The organism is Nonomuraea sp. NPDC004186, assembly GCF_053603495.1.
Map to the genome: position 1 here is coordinate 1 of NZ_JBSGFQ010000036.1, position 20,823 is coordinate 20,823.

At 69.4% G+C, this 20,823-nt stretch carries 22 protein-coding genes; 10 read left to right on the forward strand and 12 right to left on the reverse strand.

Features of this window, described 5'->3' with window-relative positions; genetic code table 11:
* Positions 1–68: 68 nt before the first annotated feature.
* Positions 69–917 (reverse strand): bifunctional methylenetetrahydrofolate dehydrogenase/methenyltetrahydrofolate cyclohydrolase, encoded by an 849-nt coding sequence (locus ACWEPL_RS27460; RefSeq protein WP_363962287.1) that lies wholly within the window; start codon positions 915–917, stop codon positions 69–71.
* 289 nt (positions 918–1,206) lie between these two features.
* Between ACWEPL_RS27460 and ACWEPL_RS27465 the strand changes: the two genes are divergently transcribed.
* Positions 1,207–2,118: an ROK family protein gene (locus ACWEPL_RS27465; protein WP_452437848.1), complete on the forward strand. Its 912-nt coding sequence runs from the start codon at positions 1,207–1,209 to the stop codon at positions 2,116–2,118.
* Between the two features lie 121 nt (positions 2,119–2,239).
* Here ACWEPL_RS27465 and ACWEPL_RS27470 read toward each other — a convergent pair whose 3' ends face one another.
* From ACWEPL_RS27470 to purN, 3 genes are all read right to left on the reverse strand, one after another.
* A complete protein-coding gene (locus ACWEPL_RS27470; protein WP_350731209.1) occupies positions 2,240–2,416 on the reverse strand; it encodes a hypothetical protein in 177 nt (58 codons plus the stop codon).
* 506 nt (positions 2,417–2,922) lie between these two features.
* Entirely contained in the window at positions 2,923–4,461 is a 1,539-nt protein-coding gene (gene purH / locus ACWEPL_RS27475; RefSeq protein ID WP_363962285.1) for a bifunctional phosphoribosylaminoimidazolecarboxamide formyltransferase/IMP cyclohydrolase, read from the reverse strand.
* The gene (gene purN / locus ACWEPL_RS27480; RefSeq protein ID WP_363962284.1) at positions 4,458–5,087 is read right to left on the reverse strand and encodes a phosphoribosylglycinamide formyltransferase; all 630 of its coding nucleotides are present in this window, start codon (positions 5,085–5,087) and stop codon (positions 4,458–4,460) included. The genes purH and purN overlap by 4 nt, the downstream gene beginning before the upstream one ends.
* A gap of 74 nt (positions 5,088–5,161) precedes the next feature.
* On the opposite strand from purN, the gene ACWEPL_RS27485 reads away from it, so the two are divergent.
* Complete coding sequence (locus tag ACWEPL_RS27485; protein ID WP_350731203.1) at positions 5,162–5,581, forward strand: hypothetical protein; 420 nt, start codon at positions 5,162–5,164, stop codon at positions 5,579–5,581.
* A 12-nt stretch (positions 5,582–5,593) separates the two neighbouring features.
* Here the strand turns inward: ACWEPL_RS27485 and ACWEPL_RS27490 are convergent, their stop codons facing one another.
* From ACWEPL_RS27490 to sucC, 3 genes are all read right to left on the reverse strand, one after another.
* Complete coding sequence (locus ACWEPL_RS27490) at positions 5,594–7,177, reverse strand: cell division protein PerM (RefSeq protein WP_452437849.1); 1,584 nt, start codon at positions 7,175–7,177, stop codon at positions 5,594–5,596.
* A 338-nt stretch (positions 7,178–7,515) separates the two neighbouring features.
* Positions 7,516–8,391: a succinate--CoA ligase subunit alpha gene (sucD, locus tag ACWEPL_RS27495; protein WP_350731199.1), complete on the reverse strand. Its 876-nt coding sequence runs from the start codon at positions 8,389–8,391 to the stop codon at positions 7,516–7,518.
* A gap of 3 nt (positions 8,392–8,394) precedes the next feature.
* Positions 8,395–9,576: an ADP-forming succinate--CoA ligase subunit beta gene (gene sucC / locus ACWEPL_RS27500; RefSeq protein ID WP_363962282.1), complete on the reverse strand. Its 1,182-nt coding sequence runs from the start codon at positions 9,574–9,576 to the stop codon at positions 8,395–8,397.
* Positions 9,577–9,968: 392 nt separating this feature from the next.
* Here sucC and ACWEPL_RS27505 point away from each other — a divergent pair, with 392 nt between their 5' ends.
* On the forward strand, positions 9,969–10,781 hold the full coding sequence (locus ACWEPL_RS27505; RefSeq protein ID WP_452437850.1) for a hypothetical protein: 813 nt from the start codon (positions 9,969–9,971) through the stop codon (positions 10,779–10,781).
* Positions 10,782–10,941: 160 nt separating this feature from the next.
* Here ACWEPL_RS27505 and ACWEPL_RS27510 read toward each other — a convergent pair whose 3' ends face one another.
* From ACWEPL_RS27510 to galE, 4 genes are read right to left on the reverse strand one after another with little or no spacing between them, the layout of a single operon-like run.
* Positions 10,942–11,292 (reverse strand): VOC family protein, encoded by a 351-nt coding sequence (locus ACWEPL_RS27510; protein WP_363962280.1) that lies wholly within the window; start codon positions 11,290–11,292, stop codon positions 10,942–10,944.
* Positions 11,289–11,540, reverse strand: coding sequence for a zinc ribbon domain-containing protein (locus ACWEPL_RS27515; protein WP_355190404.1), 252 nt, complete (start codon positions 11,538–11,540; stop codon positions 11,289–11,291). The genes ACWEPL_RS27510 and ACWEPL_RS27515 overlap by 4 nt, the downstream gene beginning before the upstream one ends.
* Positions 11,537–11,983 carry a MarR family winged helix-turn-helix transcriptional regulator gene (locus ACWEPL_RS27520; RefSeq protein WP_350731191.1) on the reverse strand — a complete coding sequence of 149 codons (447 nt, stop codon included), beginning with the start codon at positions 11,981–11,983 and terminating at the stop codon, positions 11,537–11,539. Before ACWEPL_RS27520 ends, ACWEPL_RS27515 begins: the two co-directional genes overlap by 4 nt.
* A 59-nt stretch (positions 11,984–12,042) precedes the next feature.
* Positions 12,043–13,020 carry a UDP-glucose 4-epimerase GalE gene (gene galE / locus ACWEPL_RS27525; RefSeq protein ID WP_350731189.1) on the reverse strand — a complete coding sequence of 326 codons (978 nt, stop codon included), beginning with the start codon at positions 13,018–13,020 and terminating at the stop codon, positions 12,043–12,045.
* Positions 13,021–13,688: 668 nt separating this feature from the next.
* On the opposite strand from galE, the gene ACWEPL_RS27530 reads away from it, so the two are divergent.
* From ACWEPL_RS27530 to ACWEPL_RS27555, 6 genes are all read left to right on the forward strand, one after another.
* Positions 13,689–15,098, forward strand: a complete 1,410-nt coding sequence (locus ACWEPL_RS27530; RefSeq protein WP_363962278.1) for a glutamate--cysteine ligase — start codon at positions 13,689–13,691, stop codon at positions 15,096–15,098.
* Positions 15,095–15,739 carry a neutral zinc metallopeptidase gene (locus ACWEPL_RS27535; RefSeq protein ID WP_350731185.1) on the forward strand — a complete coding sequence of 215 codons (645 nt, stop codon included), beginning with the start codon at positions 15,095–15,097 and terminating at the stop codon, positions 15,737–15,739. The genes ACWEPL_RS27530 and ACWEPL_RS27535 overlap by 4 nt, the downstream gene beginning before the upstream one ends.
* 101 nt (positions 15,740–15,840) lie before the next feature.
* Positions 15,841–16,098, forward strand: a complete 258-nt coding sequence (locus ACWEPL_RS27540) for a WhiB family transcriptional regulator (protein WP_192790004.1) — start codon at positions 15,841–15,843, stop codon at positions 16,096–16,098.
* Positions 16,099–16,202: 104 nt separating this feature from the next.
* Positions 16,203–16,886, forward strand: coding sequence for a CPBP family intramembrane glutamic endopeptidase (locus ACWEPL_RS27545; RefSeq protein ID WP_363962277.1), 684 nt, complete (start codon positions 16,203–16,205; stop codon positions 16,884–16,886).
* 220 nt (positions 16,887–17,106) lie between these two features.
* Positions 17,107–17,307 (forward strand): type II toxin-antitoxin system VapB family antitoxin, encoded by a 201-nt coding sequence (locus ACWEPL_RS27550; protein WP_364243537.1) that lies wholly within the window; start codon positions 17,107–17,109, stop codon positions 17,305–17,307.
* Entirely contained in the window at positions 17,301–17,732 is a 432-nt protein-coding gene (locus ACWEPL_RS27555; protein ID WP_350731179.1) for a PIN domain nuclease, read from the forward strand. The genes ACWEPL_RS27550 and ACWEPL_RS27555 overlap by 7 nt, the downstream gene beginning before the upstream one ends.
* Positions 17,733–17,738: 6 nt before the next feature.
* Here the strand turns inward: ACWEPL_RS27555 and ACWEPL_RS27560 are convergent, their stop codons facing one another.
* The gene (locus ACWEPL_RS27560) at positions 17,739–18,458 is read right to left on the reverse strand and encodes a PIG-L deacetylase family protein (protein WP_350731177.1); all 720 of its coding nucleotides are present in this window, start codon (positions 18,456–18,458) and stop codon (positions 17,739–17,741) included.
* A 95-nt stretch (positions 18,459–18,553) separates the two neighbouring features.
* On the opposite strand from ACWEPL_RS27560, the gene pcrA reads away from it, so the two are divergent.
* Positions 18,554–20,803 (forward strand): DNA helicase PcrA, encoded by a 2,250-nt coding sequence (gene pcrA, locus ACWEPL_RS27565; protein WP_449969016.1) that lies wholly within the window; start codon positions 18,554–18,556, stop codon positions 20,801–20,803.
* Positions 20,804–20,823: the final 20 nt, after the last annotated feature.

Below are 20,823 nucleotides of genomic sequence, written 5' to 3' on the forward strand. Positions count from 1 at the left end.
GCGCCGTTGACGGCGATGGTCATCGGCCGGTCGGTGGTGGTGCCGTTGGCGAAGCGGAAGGTCGCAGCTCATAGGGAGCGCTCGGCGGCCTCCACCACGTTGGACAGCAGCAGAGCGCGGGTCATGGGCCCGACGCCGCCCGGGTTGGGCGTCAGGAACCCCGCGACCTCCGCCACGTCGAGCGCCACGTCACCGGCGATCTTGCCGTTGACGCGGGAGACCCCCACGTCGAGGACGGCCGCGCCGGGCTTGACCATGTCACGGGTGACCAGACCGGGTACGCCCGCCGCCGCCACCACGATGTCCGCCCGGCGAACGTGTCCGGCCAGGTCCTGGGTGCCGGTGTGGCAGAGGGTCACGGTGGCGTTCTCGCTGCGGCGGGTGAGCAGGAGGCCCAGCGAACGGCCCACCGTGATGCCGCGCCCGACCACGGCCACCTCGGCGCCCTTGATCGGCACGCCGTACTCCTGCAGGAGCAGCACGATGCCGTACGGGGTGCACGGGAGCGGGGCGTCGACCATGTGGACGAGGCGGCCCAGGTTGATCGGGTGGAGGCCGTCGGCGTCCTTGGCCGGGTCCATGCGCTCGAGCAGGGCCATCGCGTCGAGGTGCTTGGGGAGGGGGAGCTGGACGATGTAGCCGGTGCACTCGGGTGAGGCGTTGAGCTCGTCGATCGCCGCCTCGACCTGGGCCTGGGTGGCGGTCGCCGGGAGGTCGACGCGGATGGAGGCGATGCCCACCTCGGCGCAGTCGCGGTGCTTGCCCGCGACGTAGATCTGGCTGCCGGGGTCGTCACCCACGAGAACGGTGCCCAGGCCGGGCGTGATGCCGCGTTCCTTGAGCGCGGCCACTCGGGTCGTGAGGTCTGCCTTTATCTTGGCGGCGGTCGCCTTGCCGTCGAGTTTCACTGCGCTCATGCGGCAATCCTTCCACGTCCCCTCACACCCTCAACACGCCACTCCCAACAGCGGCTGCCCGCCCTTGCCCCCGAGAGCCCATCCTGGGCCGGAGTATCCACAAGTTATCCACAGAAACCAGGTAGCCAGCCCCAGTTATCCACAGGAAATCGTTGACATCGTTGTCATTGATCTTGGAAGGGCTTAGTGTTGCGGGCGCCAGCAACATGCGCGCCAAGAAGGTCGAACTCGTGCCCGGACTCGAACACCCTGGCGGCCCCCGCCAGCCCGACAACCACCACACACATTGATGAACTACGTACTTGCCATCGACATCGGAGGGACCAAGCTCGCCGCCGCGCTGGTGGACGAGGAAGGTTCCGTGCTGCGTTCCGGTACGCGGCCCACGCCGCGTACGGACGTCATGTCCGCCCTGGCGGCTCTCATCACGGAAGTGACCGAGGGCGGCCCGCCACCGGAAGCCGTCGGGATCGGATGCGCCGGACCGCTGGACCTGACCGCCGGGACGGTGAGCCCGGTGAACATGCCCAGCTGGCGCGGATTCCCCTTGCGCGAGGAGGTGCGGAAGCTGACAGGGCTGCCCACCGTGCTCGCCGGCGACGCACAGTGCTTCGCGCTCGGTGAGCACTGGTTGGGAGCGGGACGCGACAGTACGTCCCTGCTCGGCATCGTCGTGTCCACCGGGATCGGCGGCGGATTGGTGATCGACGGCATGCCGCTCCTGGGAACCACCGGGAATGCCGGACATGTCGGCCACATGTCCATCGACCCCAACGGCGAGCGGTGCGAGTGCGGCGGCCGGGGCTGTGTCGAGCGCTACGCCAGCGGACCCAACCTCGCCCGCTGGGCCTTGGACAACGGCTGGTCCCCCGCCCTCGATGGACCCGAGGAGAAGGCGGACGCCCGAGTGCTCGCCAGGGACGCGGCGGCGGGCGATCCGGTCGCGGTGGCGGCGTTCGAACGCGGCGCGCGGGCGCTGGCCGGAATGGTCGCCTCCACGGCGGCCGCGGTCGAGATCACCACGGTGGTCATCGGGGGTGGCGTGTCGGCGGCCGGGAAGGTGCTGTTCGATCCGCTGGAGCGCATCCTCGATGACGTGGCCGGGCTGGCGTTCGTCCGGGCGGTGCAGGTCCATCAGAGCACCCTTGGCGTGGACGCGGCCCTGGCGGGAGCAGCCCGTTTGGCCTCTATGGCCCGTTAGGCGGCCTTTGAACGCCTCCTGCCGGTGCGCGATCGATCAATGGCGTGCCGGCGGGAGCGCCGATCACGTTCAGCCCATGGGGGTGCCGACCGTGTTCAGCCCGTAGGGGTGGAGCGGTGGGTTACTCGCGTTCGGCGGCCTGGGCCTCGCGGCGTTCGATGATCCGGCGGGTGATCGGGATGATCTCCACCACGCGGCTGCCGAGGTAGGCCCCGATCAGGGCGAGCACCAGGAGGACGAAGGGGCTGGTGGCAATTCCGTTCATGGTGACGAAGACCTGCAGGATCAACTCGAGCAAGAGGGGCTCCGGGGGATTGGGCGAGCTAGGGGCGGCACTCAGGGTAACCGCAGCCGGCGTGTGCTCGCCCATAAAACGGCCAAACGACAACATGATCGTCAATGCCGCTCTTTAGCGGACGATTGAGGCGACTTCGGACGATCATCACGCAATGAGCGCCGGGACCGCCGACTCGTGGGCGTCGACAAATCCGGCGCCCCTCGCACGGCGATCGTCCCGCCCTGGGTAACACCGCGATCCCCACCGTGAGCGACACAGCGGCCCCCGCCGTACTCAGCGAATGCCCCGAGGGAGGCGGCGAGCCCTCCGTGCACGACGGCCCTTCCGAGCGAGGTGATGGTGCCCGCCGTACCCGACGAACGCCCCAGGCGGCACGGAGGTCCCCCTGCCTCGCCCCACGAACCCCCGAGCGGCACGGAGGTCCTCGCACGGTCACCGGGGTGAGGTGAGGGCCAGAGGCGGGTTCTGGCCCTGAGGTGGTGAAGGTGCGGGTTGCCGTGGGTGGGCTAGTGGAAGAAGTGGCGGGTGCCGGTGAAGTAGAGGGTGACGCCGGCCTTTTCGGCGGCCTCGATGACTAGTTCGTCCCGGATTGAGCCGCCGGGCTCCACGATGAACCGGACACCCGCGTCGATCAGCACCTGAGCCCCGTCCGGGAACGGGAAGTACGCGTCCGAGGCCGCGACCGCCCCCTCCGCGCGCTCGCCCGCCCTGGAGACCGCCAGGCGGCACGAGTCGACCCGGTTGACCTGGCCCATGCCCACGCCCACCGTCGCCCCGTCGCTGGCCAGCAGGATGGCGTTGGACTTCACCGAGCGGCAGGCGCGCCAGGCGAACTCCAGGTCGGCCAGCTGCTCGGGCGAGGCCGGGGTGCCGGTCTTGAGCTCCCACTGCGCGGCCGAGTCGCCGGACGCGTCCACCTTGTCCACGGACTGCGCCAGGACGCCGCCGTCGATCTCGCGGAGCTCCACCTGCCGCGACGGCCCCTCCGGGCACTCCAGCAGGCGCAGGTTCTTCTTGGCCCGCAGGACCTCCAGCGCCTCCGCCGCGTAGGACGGCGCGATGACGACCTCGGTGAAGATGTCGGCGATCTGCCGGGCCAGCTCGGCCGTGACCTCGCGGTTGACGGCGATCACGCCGCCGTACGCCGAGACGGGGTCGCACGCGTGCGCCTTGCGGTGCGCCTCGGCCACGTCGGCGCCGATGGCGATGCCGCACGGGTTCTGGTGCTTGATGATGGCCACGCACGGCTCACTGAAGTCCCAGGCGGCCCGCCAGGCGGCGTCGGAGTCGAGGTAGTTGTTGTACGACATCTCCTTGCCGTGCAGCTGCTCGGCGTTGGCCAGCCCGCTCGTGCCGGCCGTGTAGAGGGCGGCGCTCTGGTGCGGGTTCTCGCCGTAGCGCAGCGTGGCCTTGCGCTCGTACGTCGCCCCCGTGAAGGCCGGGAACCGGTCCTCCCCGTACGTCCGCGCGAACCAGTTGGCCACCGCCACGTCGTACGAGGCCGTGTGCGCGTACGCGATGCCCGCCAGCCCCCTGCGCTCGGCCAGCGTGAAGCCGCCCTCGGTCAGCGCGTTGAGCACGTCGCCGTAGAACCCGGGGTCGACCACGACGGCGCAGGTGTTGTGGTTCTTGGCGGCGCCGCGGATCATGGCGGGCCCGCCGATGTCGATCTGCTCGACGCACTCCTCGTCGGACGCGCCGGAGGCCACCGTCTCCTGGAACGGGTAGAGGTTGACCACGACCAGCTGGAACGGGTCGATCTCCAGCTCCTCCAGCTGGGACACGTGGTGCGGCTTGGTGACGTCGGCCAGCAGGCCGGCGTGCACGCGCGGGTGCAGCGTCTTGACCCGCCCGTCCAGGCACTCCGGGAACCCGGTGAGCTGCTCGACCTTGGTCACCGGGATCCCGAACGACGAGATCGCGGCGGCCGTGCCACCGGTCGAGACGATCTCCACGCCGGCGCCGTCGAGGGCTCTGGCCAGCTCCTCGAGCCCGGACTTGTCGTAAACAGCGATCAGCGCGCGCCGGATGGCGATGCGTGTCACGTGGATTCCCCTCTTGTTAGGTTGCCGATGCGGACCTGGCGTCCGCTGACCGTCCAGCCCTCGCGAGCCATCCGGCCGACGATCTCGACGAGCAGGCGCCGCTCGACGGTCTTGATGCGCTCGTGCAGGACCGCCTCGTCGTCGTCCGGGAGCACGGACACCGCCTCCTGGGCGACGATCGGCCCGGTGTCGACGCCGGAGTCGGCCAGCATCACCGTGCAGCCGGTCACCTTGACCCCGTGGGCGAGCGCGTCCCGCACGCCGTGCGCGCCGGGGAACGACGGCAGCAGCGCCGGGTGCGTGTTCAGCACGGGAAAGGCGTCGAGGGTCGGCGGCCCCAGAATTTTCATGAAACCCGCCGACACCACCAGGTCAGGCTCGTACGCTGCGATTCTGGCCGCGATGGCGGAATCCCATTCCGCCCGCGTCGCATAATCGCCCAATTTTTCAACAAAAGTCGGGACTTGTGCCCTCGTTGCCCTGGCCAGCCCTTCGATCCCATCCCTGTCCGCACCGACCGCGACCACGCGAACCCCGTACGACGGGTCGGCGGAAGCGTCCAGCAGGGCCTGTAGGTTGGTTCCAGAGCCGGAGACGAGGACGACGAGCCGCCCAGCCTTAGACACGCACACTCCAATAAGGAAACAGGGTGGGGGTGTCAGAATATCGGTTCCTCGCCCGGCGACGCAGAGGAGGTCAGGTGTCGACACCGGTGCAGGCACCGGCAGGCCAGCAGCCCGCCGATTCGGCGGGTCGCCGAGCGATCTGGTTGTCCATCGCAGCGCTGGCCATGACGTTCATGTTGCCGCTCGCAGGCCTGGTCATGGCGCTGTTCGCGCTCGTGGCGGGGATCCGGGCGCTGCCGCTGCTGAAGTCCGCGGGCCGGTCCACAGGCGTCGCCGTGGGCGGCATCACGATCTCCTCGATCGCGCTGGCGCTGTCGGCCATGGCCACGGGGATGCAGCTGTACCTGATGGACGAATACTCGGCCTACCAGGAGTGCATGAAGGGCGCGGGGACCGTTTCGGCGCAGGGCGAGTGCTTCACGCAGTTCAGGGACGCGGCCCAGCGCAAGCTGCCCGCCGACGTGCTGCAGTTGCTCGGCACCGTGCAGCCCTGAGCCGGACGCGGGTCAGTCGCGGTCCCAGGCGTACGGGTCGAGGTAGATGACGTGGCCGCCGCGGTCGTCCGACTCGTCCACGATGTCCTTGCGGGGCGGGCGGTCGGGCTGCGGCAGGCGCGGGCGGGCCTGGGCCAGCGTCTCTGCCTCGGCTGAGGCGTGCTCGTCCTGCCAGTCGTCCCGGATGACCGGGATTTCCTGAGTGTCGGCCTCGGTGGCGTCCATCCAGTGGCCGGGCAGCGGGCGCGGGTCCGACTCGGCCAGGCCGACCTTGCTCGCCGCCTTGGCGATGGCGGCTCCGGCCTTGCGTACGGGGGCGGCCGCCTTGTCGAGCGGCGTGCGGGCGCGCTTGTTGAGCAGCAGCAGGTTGGCCACGCCGGCGGAGATGCCCGCGGCCACGCCGACCTCCACCGCGACGGAGAGCGCCACCTCCCAGGGCGAGGGCCCGATCGTGGCCAGCCGCCCGCCGCCGATGGGCCCGCCGGACAGCGCCGCCAGCAGTCCCGCCACGAGCCCGGTGACGACCCCGCTGAGGAACCCCCACAGCGGCGCCGCCTCGTAGGAGGGCGACGGCGAGATCCGGGCCACCATGACCCCCGCGACGGCCCCCGCCGCGAACGGCACCGCGACCACCGCCATCATCCACCCCGGCACGGTCCCGCTCTCCGGCAACGCCCCCAGCAGCGGCAGGCTCGGCACCGTGCCGAGCTGCACCCCCGTGGGGGCGACCAGGGTCTCGGCGCCGATCGCGAACCCGGGCCCGGCGATGTAGGACGAGGCCCAGACGACGGCGTTCAGCAGGTAGAGGAGTTGCAGCAGCAACAGCAGCACGCCGCCGACGAGCCCCGGCGAGAGCACGTCGGACAGCTCCTTGACCTGCCCGAAGTTCAGCACGATGGCGACCAGCACCAGCGCGAGCCCGGCCACGAGCAGCAACGCCGTGGCGACCGCCGTGCCGACGGTGAGCGCGCGCACCCGCTCGGGCAGCAGCCGCAGCATCACCCGCCAGGGCCCGATCATCCGCGCCGTAGCCAGCGACCCCGCCAGGAACGCCAGCACGAAGTGGCTGAGCAACGCCTCACCGATGAACGGCTGCGTGATCTCGTTGCTCGCCGCGAGCGCGATCAACCCCGCGAGCAGCGCGTACGGCGCCGCCAGCGACACCCCCGCCTGGACGACCACGGCGAGCTGGGCGCGGCGACGGGCCCCGGCCTGCTCCTTGGGGCTGTTCTTCGGCAGCCGGGCGGGCAGCCGCAGCCGCAGGTCGGCGTCGCGGGCCATCCACCGCCCGGCGCGGTAGAGGAGCACGGCGGGCAGCACGGTCAGCCCCAGCGGCAGCAGCCCGACCCGCCCGCCCTGGATCGCGAACCCGGCGTGGTGCGCGGCCAGCCAGAGCTGCGCCGCCGTGCGGAACACTCCCGGCAGCCCCGTGCCCAGCGTGCCGCGCGGCGCGGCGATCCAGCCGACGAGGGTGAGCGTGGTGAGCGCGGCCAGCCCGACGCCCAGCGTGGCGGCGGCGGCCAGCATCCCGGAAACGGGTAGCGGCCGCCTCGTCTCGTCGTCGTCGCCCGAGCTCCCGGGGAGCTTGCCTAGCATCGACCGGGGGGCAGCACGCAACTGGTCGAGAATCGCCGTCACAGTAGGCGATTTTCTCAAGGTTTCCCGACCGGCGCTTGGTTGACGCGCCGCCGTCCACCCACTTTGTGACGTCGAACTACACCCGATTTGTCCTCCGGGCCCTCGAACCGGCCACGGAGACGGCCCACGGGACGGCGTAACGGCGGCCGGCCCCGCGCACCTCGTGACCGTCTCCCTGGACAGGGGCCGGCCACGTGCGGCGGGTGGGTTGCCCGCCGCAAGCGTAAAAGATGGGGAAGGGAAAGCCCCGTGCGGTGAGAACCGCACGGGGCTTTCGGAAAACGGAAACCCGCTGATCAGCGCGCCTGCATGATCTCGCGCATGAGGCGGGCGGTCTCGGAGGGGGTCTTGCCGACGCGGACGCCGACCTTCTCCAGGGCCTCCTTCTTGGCCTGGGCGGTGCCCGCGGAGCCCGACACGATGGCGCCGGCGTGGCCCATGGTCTTGCCCTCGGGGGCGGTGAAGCCCGCGACGTAGGCCACGACCGGCTTGGTGACGTGCTGCTCGATGTAGGCGGCGGCCCGCTCCTCGGCGTCACCGCCGATCTCGCCGATCATGACGATCGCGTCGGTGCCCGGATCCTCCTGGAACGCCTGGAGCGCGTCGATGTGGGTCGTGCCGATGACGGGGTCGCCACCGATGCCCACAGCGGTCGAGAAGCCGAAGTCACGCAGCTCGTACATCAGCTGGTACGTCAGCGTGCCCGACTTCGAGACCAGGCCGATGCGGCCCGCGGTGGTGATGTCGGCCGGAATGATGCCCGCGTTGGAGGCACCGGGGGAGGCGATGCCGGGGCAGTTGGGGCCGATGATGCGGGTCTTGTTGCCCTTGGAGACGGCGTACGCCCAGAACGCGGTGCTGTCGTGGACCGGGACGCCCTCGGTGATCACCACGCACAGCGGGATCTCGGCGTCGATGGCCTCGATGACCGCGTCCTTGGTGAACGCCGGCGGCACGAACACGACCGACACGTCGGCGCCGGTCTTCTCCATGGCGTCCTTGACCGTCCCGAACACCGGCAGGCCCTCGTGCGTGATGCCGGCCTTGCGGGCGTTCACGCCGCCGACGACGCGGGCGCCGGAGGCGAGCATGCGGCGGGTGTGCTTGGTGCCCTCGCCGCCGGTCATGCCCTGAACGATGATCTTGCTGTTCTCAGTCAACCAGATGGCCATGGGTCACGCACCTACCGCAGCGAGCTCGGCGGCACGCTTGGCCGCGTCGTCCATCGTGTCTACCAGCTCGACCCGCGGGAGCGCGGCGTCGGCCAGGATCTGCCGCCCGAGCTGGGCGTTGTTGCCGTCGAGGCGGACCACGAGCGGGTGGGTCACAGCCTCGCCGCGGCTCTCCAGCAGCTTGAACGCCGAGACGATGCCGTTGGCGACGGCGTCGCAGGCGGTGATGCCGCCGAAGACGTTCACGAAGATCGACTTGACGCTCGGGTCGGAGAGGATGATCTCCAGGCCCGCAGCCATGACCTCGGCCGAGGCGCCGCCGCCGATGTCGAGGAAGTTCGCGGGGGACGGCTTGCCGGGGAACTGCTCGCCCGCGTAGGCGACCACGTCGAGCGTGGACATGACCAGGCCCGCGCCGTTGCCGATGATGCCGACGTCACCGTCGAGCTTGACGTAGTTGAGGTCCTTCTCCTTGGCCTTGGCCTCGAGCGGGTCCTCGGCCGCCTTGTCGGCGAGCGCCTCGTGGTCGGTCTGGCGGAAGCCGGCGTTGTCGTCGAGCGTGACCTTGCCGTCGAGGGCCTTGACCTGGCCGTCGGCCGACAGGATCATGGGGTTGACCTCGACGAGCGTGGCGTCCTCGTCGACGAAGCAGCACCAGAGCTTCTCGATGAGGTCGGCGGCGCCGTCGAGCGCCTTCTCCGGCAGGCCGCCGGCCACCGCGATCTCGCGGGCCTTCGCGCGGTCGATGCCGGTCAGCGCCGAAACCGGCACCTTGGCGACCTTCTCGGGCGCGGTGTGGGCGACCTCTTCGATGTCCATACCGCCCGCGGCGGAACAGATGGCGAGGAAGGTACGGTTCGCGCGGTCGAGCAGGAAGGAGAAGTAGTACTCCTCCGCGATCGCGCTGGCCTCCTCGACGAGGACCTTGTGGACCGTGTGGCCCTTGATGTCCATGCCGAGGATGGCTTCGGCCTTCGTCACGGCGTCGGCCGCGTCGTCGGCCACCTTGACGCCTCCGGCTTTGCCTCGGCCACCGGTCTTGACCTGGGCCTTGACGACAACGCGGCCGGTCAGCTCCTCGGCGGCCGACCGCGCCTCCTCCACGTTGTGTGCGACGATGCCGCGTGGCACCGGGATGCCGTAGTCGGCGAAGAGCTCCTTCGCCTGATGTTCGAACAGGTCCACGAGGGTCCGTCCTCTTCCGTTTGGTCGCTCACCCTCTGTCGGGTTCGCGCCCTGCTTTTCCGACTGATGTTCGACGGCCCGGGCAACTGCGCTGACGGTCGCGTCCGCTCACCGCTCGTCGGCATCGTGCCTCGCTCTCTCACGGCGAGCTCCTACGCTCAGGGGTGCGTGCCGGGCGTTTCCGCCGGTAAAGCCTAGCCCGAAGCTTGACCTGCACAGGTCATGGGGGCATGGTTCTTCCGCTCTGTGACGGTCATCTCACTTCTCCAGACCGACCCTGCACGAAAAATGCACCGTTTTGGCATCGCGTGCCCCGGCTGTCGATATATGGTCGTGATCTTCTATTGGCAGGCTTCTGCTCCCTCTCCTTTTGAATCGAACGGGGAAATCGTATGAAGCGAATTCTCGCGGGCTTGGCGTTAACCACGGCCGCAGCGCTCGTTACCGCCACACCTGCCGCGCAGGCCGCGCCGGTGGACCCGGTGAAGGCGCTCAAGAAGCAGTTCGTCGCGGGGCACGGTGTACGGATCTCCGAGAAGACCCGGATGTCCATGGACGGCAAGAGCGTCGGGGTCAGCACGACGCTCGGCTCTTTCGAGTTCGGCAAGTCCGGAATCGTCGCGAGCGATCTCCGGACCCGCAGGCCCAGCAAGGACAAGAGCCTTGCGGCCGCGCTCGCCCCGCCGCGCATCATCACGGTCGGCGGTTACAGCTACGTTCAGGGCGGGCTGTTCACCGAGGACCTGCCCGAGGGCAAGAAGTGGGTTCGCTACGGCGGTGGCGAGGCGACCGGCGGCACCTACAACCAGATCCTCGACATCTTCGAGCCGAAGGTGCTGAAGACGCTGGTTTCGCGTGCCAAGAGCTTCAAGGGCGGCACGTACAAGGGCGCCCTCACGTACAGCGAACTGGCCAAGGCCTACGGCCAGAAGCCGTCCGGCACGATCGGCAAGATCAAGATTGACTACGCGCTGAAGGTCAACTCCAAGGGCCTGGTCACCGCGCTCACCTCGGGCTGGAGCCTGGACTTCGGCGTCCTGGGCAAGACCCGCTCCGAGACCGAGACCCGGTACCTCGGGTGGGGATCCAAGGTCAAGATCAAGGCTCCGGCCAAGGACCTGTGGGTCGACGTGGACGACCTCGGTGAGGACAGCGACGTTCCGCTGGAGATCCCGAACAACTCCCTGAACTCGCTCACCAACTGAGTAGCCCTCTCCGCCTCCTTCCGCCCGCCGGGTGGGAGGAGGCGGACGATCAAAGCCCCGCCCGAGGAGCTGGTGACCAGCTCCGAAGAGCTCATTGACGAGATGCTGCAGGAACTGCAGATCCTCCCGAACGACGCGCTCGCCTCCCGACAGGCGGTCCTCAACCCGCGCGGGCCAAGTGAGGCTGTTTGGTGTAGTCGGTCAGGCCGACGACGTTCCCCCAGGGGTCGGCGACCTCGACCGTCCACCCCGTGAACACCTCGAACGGCTCGATCCCCAGCTCATCGGCCGCCGCGCGGGCGTCGGGCACCTCCAGCCATACGCGCATGGAGCCCGGCCCGCCCTCCTGGAGCCGTACCAGCAGCCCCGGGGTCTCCTCCCCGATCGCGAACAGCGCCAGCTCCCCCGTCGCGAACTTCTCCTCCAGCCCCAGCACACCCCCGTAGAACTCCCGGGCCCGCGCCAGGTCCGCGACCCCGACCAGGATGTTGTCGACGCCGAGGATCCTCATGACGCGAGCCTCGGGTGGTCGCGCCAGGCGGGCATCGAGCGCATGTAGGCCCTGGTGGCCTCCTCGGCCTCGGCCCTGGCCTGGCCGGTGCGCTGGGTCTGCCACTGCACCATGCGCTCGAACCGCTCGTCGAAGTCCTGCAGCGTCCCGTCCGGCTTGGCGCACATCCGGCACCACGTGCTGTCCGGGTGACCGGGGGCGTGGTCGTCGGCGGTCCGCATGGGCATCCCGCAGCTCTGGCAGTTCACGGCTCGTCCTCTCCTGGGTCTTCGCCCCTGAGGAGCGCCCGGAGCCCCGTGACGAGCCCTTCGCGCTCCTGGGACGTCATCTGACGTACGGCCCGCGCCAGCAGGTCGTCCTCGAGCACCCGCGGCGCGGCCGCCGCGAAGGCCGCCCGCCCTTCGTCCGTGACCCACACGAACACCCGCCGCCGGTCGCGCTCGTCCCTGATCCTGCCCACCAGGCCGCGCTCCTCGACCCGGTTGACCAGCTCGGTCGTCGCGGCCTTGGACAGTTGCAGGTGCTCGGCCAGCTCGCTCAGGGTGAGCGGCCCGGCGGCCTGCAGGTGGCCGAGCACGGCGTGCATCCTGGCGGTCAGCCCGGCCGCGATCGGTCGCTTGGACGCCTTGAACCGCCGGTAGATCGCAGGGTAGAGCCGCGCGACCTCGCGGGCCGCCTCCGCTTCTTCCATCACTTCTTTCGTGTACGAACTATTCGTGTACGAACTGTACTCCGCCGCAGGACCGGGGTCTACCCGAGCCGGGACTCCCGCAGGCCCGCCCATTCGAGCGAATGCCTGATGCCCTCCTCGACGGAGTAGCGGGCCTGCCAGTCCAGCAGGCTGCGGGCGCGGTCGCTGCGGGTGTAGGCGCCGGCCACGTCGCCGGGGCGCGGGTCGGTCTCGACGACCTCGATCGGGCGGTCGACGACGCGGTTGAACGCCTCGGCCAGCTCGCGGACGGTGGTGCCGGCGCCGGTGCCCAGGTTGATCACGTCGACGTCCAGCTCGTCGAACCGCCGCAGCGCCGCCACGTGCGCCGTCGCCAGGTCCCAGACGTGGACGTAGTCGCGGATGCCCGTGCCGTCCCTGGTCGGGTAGCCGGTGCCGGTGATCCGGAAGGGGATGCCGTCCTCGTACGCCTCGATCATCTTGCCGAGGGCGTGGCTGGGCCGCCGCAGCTGCAGACCGGTGCGCATCTCGGGGTCGGCGCCGATCGGGTTGAAGTAGCGCAGGGAGAGGATTCTGATCGGGCGGCCTGCGGCGATGTCGGCGAACATGGCTTCGCAGACCGCCTTGGTCCGCGCGTACGGGCTCTGGGGGTCGAGGGGGGAGTCCTCGTTCACCGTGTGGTCGTCGCCCGTGCGGTAGATGGACGCGGAGGAGCTGAAGATCATCCGGGTGCAGCCGTTGCGGATCAGGTGATCGACGAACTCGAGGCTCTTGGTGACGTTCGCGCGGTAGTAGCCGATGGGGTCGGCGACGGAGTCGGGGACCACAATGAGCGCGGCACAGTGGACTACGGCCTCAATATCCGGATATTCGGCGAATATCTTGTCAATCAGCGGGCCGTCGCTGATATCCCCTTCATAGAACGCCCGCCCCTTCGCGAACTCGCGCCTGCCCGTGATGAGGTTGTCGAGAATGACGGGCTCGATCCCGGCATCGAGGCACGCTGACGCGACCGTGCTCCCGATATATCCCGCCCCGCCAGTAATCAATACACGCATCCCAGCACCCTAAACCCATAATCATCTTGTACGGCCGGCTCCCGCCCACTCACCCCGCCGCCCCGAACTCCGCCCACCACACCCCGTCCCGGACCTCGCTCGACGCGGCTCTGGAGGCACATCTCGACCCCATGGCCGCACCACCACCCGGCCTCGCCCGCGCCTTCCAGGAACCCCACCGCCCCCGCGGGAAGGCCAGCGCCGCCGTCGCGGGCACGCCCCAGCCCATAGCCGCACCCACCACCGCCCCCGCGGGAAGGCCAGCGCCGCTGTCGCGGGCACGCCCCAGTCGATAGCTGCACCCCACCACCGCGACCCGCCCCGCATCCGCCCTCGTCGCCCCCTCCAGGAGCCCCACCCCCGGGGAGCCGCACCCCCGGGAGGCCCACCCCCCGGGAGCCCATCCCCGGGGAGGCCCAACCCCAGCCCCAGGAAGGCCAGCGCCACCGTCGCGGGCACGCACCGAGCGGCGCGGCGGCGTTCGCCTGCGGGCTGGCCGAAATCGCTGGAGCAAGGGGGGGCGGGGCTGCCGGCCGACGTGGCATCGGAAACGGGTGGTGGTCTGGGCTTGTTGGGTCTGGTGTTGGCGTGCGACATTTCCTGATATGGGCAGAGACGTGCCAAGCGTCGTCTTCAGCCGGGACGACCGACGGAAATATCGGGAAAAGGTGTATCGATGCCTCGACGTCTTCGCCCAGATGTTGCGCGAGTCCCGCTTTGAGATCGAGCGCCCCCTCGCCGGCCTGGAGATCGAGCTCAACATCGTGGACGCGTACGGCGAGGCGGCCATGCGCAACGCCCAGGTGCTGGCCGCGATCGAGCAGCCGGACTGGGCCACGGAGCTGGGACAGTTCAACATCGAGATCAACATCGAGCCGCAGGAGCTGGGCGGCGACGGCGCACTCCGCCTGGAGGACGACGTCAGGACACGGCTCAACCACGCCGAGGAACGCGCCCGCTCCCAGGACGGTCACCTCGTACTGATCGGCATCCTGCCCACGCTGCGCGAGCAGGACATCGGAGAGGGCACGCTCTCCGCGAACCCCCGCTACCGCCTGCTCAACGAGCAGATCTTCGCGGCCCGAGGCGAGGACCTGCACCTGGCCATCGAGGGCGTCGAGCGCCTGGACACCCACGCGGACAGCGTCGCCCCCGAGGCCGCGTGCACGAGCGTGCAACTGCATCTGCAGGTCAGCCCCGACGCGTTCGCCTCGCACTGGAACGCGGCCCAGGCCATCGCCGGGCCTCAGGTGGCGGTGGCGGCCAACTCCCCGTACCTGTTCGGCAAGGAGTTGCACCGCGAGACCAGGATCACCCTGTTCGAGCAGGCCACGGACACACGGCCGGCCGAGCTGAAGACGCAGGGGGTGCGGCCGAGGGTGTGGTTCGGGGAGCGGTGGATCACGAGCGTCTTCGACCTGTTCGAGGAGAACGTCAGCTATTACCCGGCCCTGCTCCCCCTGTGCGAGGACGAGGACCCCCGTACCGAGCTCGAACAGGGCCGCATCCCCCACCTGCACGAGCTGACCCTGCACAACGGCACGATCTACCGGTGGAACCGGCCGGTGTACGCGGTGGTGGACGGGGTGCCGCACCTGCGCGTGGAGAACCGCGTGCTGCCCGCCGGGCCCACCGTGGCCGACATCGCGGCGAACGCGGCGTTCTACTACGGGTTGATGCGCGTGCTGCCGTACGCCGAGCGGCCGATCTGGAGCCAGATGTCGTTCCAGGCGGCGGAGGACAACCTCGGCGCGGCGGCGCGGCACGGGCTGGACGCGCGGCTGTACTGGCCGGGCATGGGTGAGGTGCCGGCGGCCGAGCTGATCCTGCGGCGCCTGCTGCCCATGGCGCGTGAGGGACTGGCCAGGTGGGGCGTGGACGGTCCCGTGGCCGACCGGCTGCTCGGCATCATCGAGGGGCGCTGCCTGACCGGCCGTACGGGGGCGAGCTGGCAGGTGGAACGCGTGCGCGCGCACGAAGAAGTCTCCGGGGACCGGCACGAGGCGTTGCGGTCCATGACGCTCGAGTACATCGAGCGGATGCACACCAACGAACCCGTGCACAATTGGGACGTGTGAAGCCCGTGAAGCGCATCCTGGTCCTCGCCCTGGTCCTCCTGGTCGGCGCCTGCGGTCTGGGCAGGCGGCCGTCCATGGACACCCAGGGGGCCGACTCGTTCGAGGACGATGTGCGCACAGCCCGTACGCTGACGGAGGCGTTCTGGACGCAGCAGTTCCAGCAGAGCGGGCGGACTTATCGGCCTATCTCCGACTTCGTTCCCTACTCCGGGAACTCCGGACCCAGCTGCGGCAACGAGCCCGCCGTCCCGAACAACGCCTTCTACTGCCCCATCGGCCACTTCATCGCCTTTGACCAGACCTGGATGGAGTCGCTCTGGAACGAGATGGGCGACGGGTCGGTCTATGTGATCATTCCCCACGAGTTCGGGCACGCGATCCAGGCGCAGCTCCAGACGAACTTCCAGCTCAACGTACAAATGGAGCTCCAGGCCGACTGTTATGCGGGCGGGACCCTCTCGGCGCTCGTGCGCTCGGGCGTGCTCGACACACAACCGGGCGACGAGGACGAGCTGCTCACGAGCCTGGAGGCGGCGGGCGACCCGACGGACGACTGGCTGAACCCGTCGGCTCACGGGACGGCCGAGCAGCGCCAGACATCGTTCGCGACCGGCTACCGGGACGGCGTGAACGCATGCTGACCGGGGCGTACACGCGGGGCGCGGATCGGACCCCAGGATGTATACGCGGGTCAACCCAGAGGATGATGTATCTGATCATGCCCACGCTCTACCGTTGACCCATGCCATTGGAGGAGATCGGCTGGCTGCGAAGGGGTGCGTGCAGATCCAGCGACCCTGACCTCTTCTTCCCCCTCGCCCCCACCCCCTTGCAGGAGGCCCGCGCCAAAGCGGTCTGCGCGCGCTGCCAGGTCATCGAGGAGTGCCGCGCGTACGCGTTACGTTCGGGCGAGTCGGAGGGCATCTGGGGCGGCCTCACCCCGGAGGAGCGCCGCCGCAGCCGCTTCCCCACAGGCTGGCGCCGCCCAGCCGCCTCCTGACGCCAATCGGCCGACGGCGCGGGCGAAACCGACCGCGTGAGCGTGGGCGAAACCGACCCCGTGAGCGTGGGCGAAGATGCGGTGAGCGACGTAGCCTGGCAAGGGTGTTGCTCCGCTCGATCGCGATCCTCGCCGCAGCCAACCTCCTGAACAACAAGGTGGCCCCCCGCCTGGCCCCCCTGACCTCGGCCGCCGCGACCGCCGCCCTGGTGGCCGCGGCCCGCAGGTCCGGCCTGTCGTGGAAGGAGCTCGGGTTCGAGCACGGCCGGCGCGGCGCCGTGGCGGGAGGCGCGCTGGCGGCGGCGGTGGCGGCCGTTTACGCCGTCGGCATCGCCAACCCCCGCACCAGGCAGCTCTTCCACGACGAGCGTGCCGTGTCGCTCTCGCGCGCCCGCGTCCTGGAGGAGGCCCTGCTCCAGGTCCCGCTGGGCACGGTCCTGCTGGAGGAGGTGGGTTTCCGGGGCGCCCTGTACGCGATGCTGCGCAAGGATCACGGCACGGTGGCCGCCACGGCGATCTCGTCGTCCCTGTTCGGCCTCTGGCACATCCTCCCGGCCATCGACATGGCCCACGCCAACCCTGCCCTCGGCGCCCTGACGTCGGCCGACTCCCCGGCCCGCCTGGACACGGCGCGGGTGGTGGCGGGGAGCGTGGTGTCCACGGCGGCGGCCGGGGTGCTGTTCTGCGAGCTCCGGCGCCGCGGCGGCCTCCTGACCCCGGCCATGCTGCACCTGGCCACCAATTCCTTCGGCTATCTCTTCGCTCGCCTCGCCGCCAAGCGAAAGTGACAGAACGTGAGCATTTCCGGCACTCCGGTGGATCTTTGATCAGCCGAGGATGAGGATTCCTGACCCGAAAGGGGAAGATCCTTCACCTTCGATTGGAGCGTTCCATGCACGTCCCACCTCGATGCTTTAACGTCTCCAGCGCGCGCTTCCCGAGGTCGGGAAATGCGTATATCAAGATCACAAGTTCTGATATACGATGGAGGCACGGAGGTGGTGTTGCATGCGTACGGTAATCGACATCGACAAGGAGCTGCTGGAGGTCGCCCAGCACGAGTTGGGGACTTCGACCATGAAGGAGACGGTCAACGCGGCCCTGGAGGAGATCGCCGAAAGGGCAAAGCGTCGCGAAGCGTTCGAATACTGGCGCACCCGGGACTATTCCGATCTTCTGGATCCGGAGATCATGAAGCATGCGTGGTAGCCACCGGCGTGGTCTACCTCATCGACAAGAGCGCCCTGGCGCGCATGCCGCACCCGGCGGTCCACCGGGCACTCGAGCCGCTCATGCTCGACAAGATGCTGGCCATCTGCGAGGTCACGCAGCTCGAGGTCCTCTTCAGCGCGCGTGACCCGGCGGGCTACGAGCGCGACGCCCACTACCTGCGCGAGGGCTTCCGCCTCCTGTCGATCCATGAGAAGGAGGCGGCCGCCCGGGCGCTGGACGTCCAGGCGATCCTCGCGCGCAAATCGCACCACCGGGCCGTCGGACCGAGCGACCTGCTGATCGCCGCCTGTGCCGAGGTGCACGGGGCGACGATCCTGCATTACGACCGGGACTTCGACGTCATCTCCGAGGTCACCGGCCAGCCCTCGCTCTGGGTCGTGTCCCCAGGGTCGGTGCCCTAGGGAGAGTCAGCCCGTGGGGACGACCTGGAAGGCCTCCGCGTAGTGGCCCGAGGCGAAACCGGCCTGGTCGGCCCAGGCGGCGAAGCGGGTCTTGACGAAGTCGACGAAGCCCTCCACGTGGGCGACCTGGCTCACATGTGACTGCAAGGCCGCGAGCTTGCGGTCCATGGCCTCGGTGACGTCCACCCAGTGGTTGGGGGTCGAGCCGCCCGTCAGCCAGACCTCACGTACGGTCCAGGCCTCCAGGCCCTCCTCCCGCACCAGTTCGGGGAAGGCGTAGGGGTTGCGGGCGTCCGGGTAGACGGCGTCCAGGGCGGAGCCGCCCACCGCGCGGTGGTCGGGGTGGCTGGGGGCGACGTTGTGGTAGTTGCGGTCGGGGTGGTGGGTGATGACCAGGTCCGGCCTGACCTGACGGATCACGCGGGAGATGTCGCGCCTCAGCTCGATCGAGGGCACCACGAGCCCGTCCTTGTAGCCGAGGAATCGCACGTCGGTGACGCCGACCGCCTTGGCGGCGGCCCGCTGTTCGGTCCTGCGGAGCTCGGCCATGCCGGAGTTGTCCAACGTACGTTCGTTGCCGCCCGCGTCGCCATCCGTGACCAGCAGGTACGTGACCTCGACGCCCTTGTCGACGAACAGCGCCACGCTCCCCGCCGCGCCGAAGTCGACGTCGTCCGGATGGGCGGTCACCACGAGGACCCGGTTGATCTCGGCTTCCGGCAGCATGACTCCCCTTTCTGAAGTTCTACGAAAAGACAACCGGCCCCCCGCCGAAGGCATTCCGGGCGCCGATTGTCGGTGGGGCGTCTTAACCTAGGTAGGTGCCGACCCAAGTCTCTGTTGACCACCCTCTGCTCGACGGCCTCAACCCTCAGCAGCGCGAGGCCGTGATCCATCATGGCAGTCCGCTGCTCATCGTGGCGGGGGCGGGCTCCGGGAAGACGCGGGTGCTCACGCATCGCATCGCGTACCTGCTGGCCGAGCGTGAGGTGCACCCGGGCGAGATCCTGGCGATCACCTTCACCAACAAGGCCGCCCGCGAGATGAAGGAGCGCATCGACAAGCTGGTCGGCCCGCGATCCAGGGCGATGTGGGTGATGACGTTCCACAGCGCCTGCATGCGCATCCTGCGGCGGGAGGCCAAGCGGCTGGGGTTCCCGTCGAGCTTCTCGATCTACGACCAGGCCGACTCGCAGCGGCTCATGGCCATGGTCTGCAGGGAGATGGAGCTCGATCCCAAGCGTTACCCGCCGCGCTCCTTCTCGGCCCAGGTCAGCAACTTCAAGAACGAGCTGATCGACTACGAGACCGCGCTCGACAAGGCGGGCTCGCACCTGGAGAAGACGCTGGCGGAGGCGTACAAGGCCTATCAGCTCAAGCTGACCGAGGCCGGCGCGATGGACTTCGACGACATCATCATGAACACGGTGACGTTGTTCCAGCTCTTCCCCGACGTGGCCGAGCACTACCGGATGCGGTTCAGGCACGTGCTGGTCGACGAATACCAGGACACCAACCACGCCCAGTACATCCTGATCAGGGAACTGGTCGGGCATCCCGAGCTGCGCACGACCGACGGCGAGCTGGTCCGGACGGGCTCCGACATGTCCGAGCTGTGCGTGGTGGGCGACGCCGACCAGTCCATCTACGCCTTCCGCGGCGCGACGATCCGCAACATCCTTGAGTTCGAGCGCGACTATCCGGACGCGCGCACCATCCTGCTGGAGCAGAACTACCGCTCCACCCAGAACATCCTGGCCGCCGCCAACGCGGTCATCGCGCGCAACGAGTCGCGCAAGCCCAAGAACCTCTGGTCCGACCAGGGCGACGGGCCCAAGATCGTGGGATATGTCGCCGACAACGAGCACGACGAGGCCATGTTCGTGGCCCAGGAGGTCGACCGGCTCAGCGACGAGGAAGACGTCAAGCCGGGCGAGGTGGCCGTCTTCTACCGGACCAACGCGGCCTCCCGTGTGTTCGAGGAGATCTTCATCCGCACCGGGCTGCCGTACAAGGTGGTCGGGGGCGTGCGCTTCTACGAGCGCAAGGAGGTCAAGGACCTGCTGGCGTACCTGCGCGTGCTGGCCAACCCGGCCGACGTGGTCTCGCTGCGCCGCATCCTCAACGTGCCCAAGCGCGGCATCGGCGACCGCGCCGAGGCGATGGTCGAGGCGCTGTCGTCGCGCGAGCGCATCCCGTTCTGGGACGCGCTGCGCAGGGCCGACGAGGCGTACGGGATGGCCACGCGCTCGCTCAACGCCGTACGCGAGTTCGTCGCGATGCTCGAGGAGCTGATCGCCAAGGCCGAGGGCATGCCGCCGTCGGCGCTGGCCGAGGAGGTGCTGGTGGCCACCGGCTACCGCGCCGAGCTGGAGGCGTCGGAGGACCCGCAGGACGAGTCGCGCCTGGAAAACCTCAACGAGCTCATCTCCGTCGCCTCCGAGTTCGAGGAGGCCAATCCGGAGGGGACGCTGGTGGAGTTCCTGGAGCAGGTGTCGCTCGTGGCCGACGCCGACCAGATCCCCGAGGCCGACGGCGGGCAGGGGGTCGTCACGCTGATGACCCTGCACACCGCCAAGGGGCTGGAGTTCCCCGTCGTCTTCCTGACGGCCATGGAGGACGGGGTGTTCCCGCACATCCGCTCGCTCGGGGAGCCCAAGGAGCTGGAGGAGGAGCGGCGGCTGGCGTACGTGGGGATCACCAGGGCGCAGCAGCGGCTCTACATCACGCGGGCGGCCGTGCGCAGCTCCTGGGGGGCGCCGGCGTTCAACCCGGCCTCGCGGTTCGTGAACGAGGTGCCGGGGCAGCTCATCGACTGGCGTACGGATCCGGAGAAGTCCGCCTGGAGCGCGGCCACCCGCAAGGAGCCCGCCGCCCGCCCACCCGCCAAGACCGGCGGGCGGAAGGTGCCTTCGCTGGCGCCCGGCGACCGGGTGACGCATGACGCGTTCGGGCTCGGCACGGTGGTGTCCGTGGACGGGGTGGCGGAGAAGACCAAGGTCAAGATCGACTTCGGCAGCGGCGGGGAGAAGACGCTGCTGCTGGCGTACGCGCCCATCGACAAGCTCTGACCGGCCCCTGACGGCCGCAG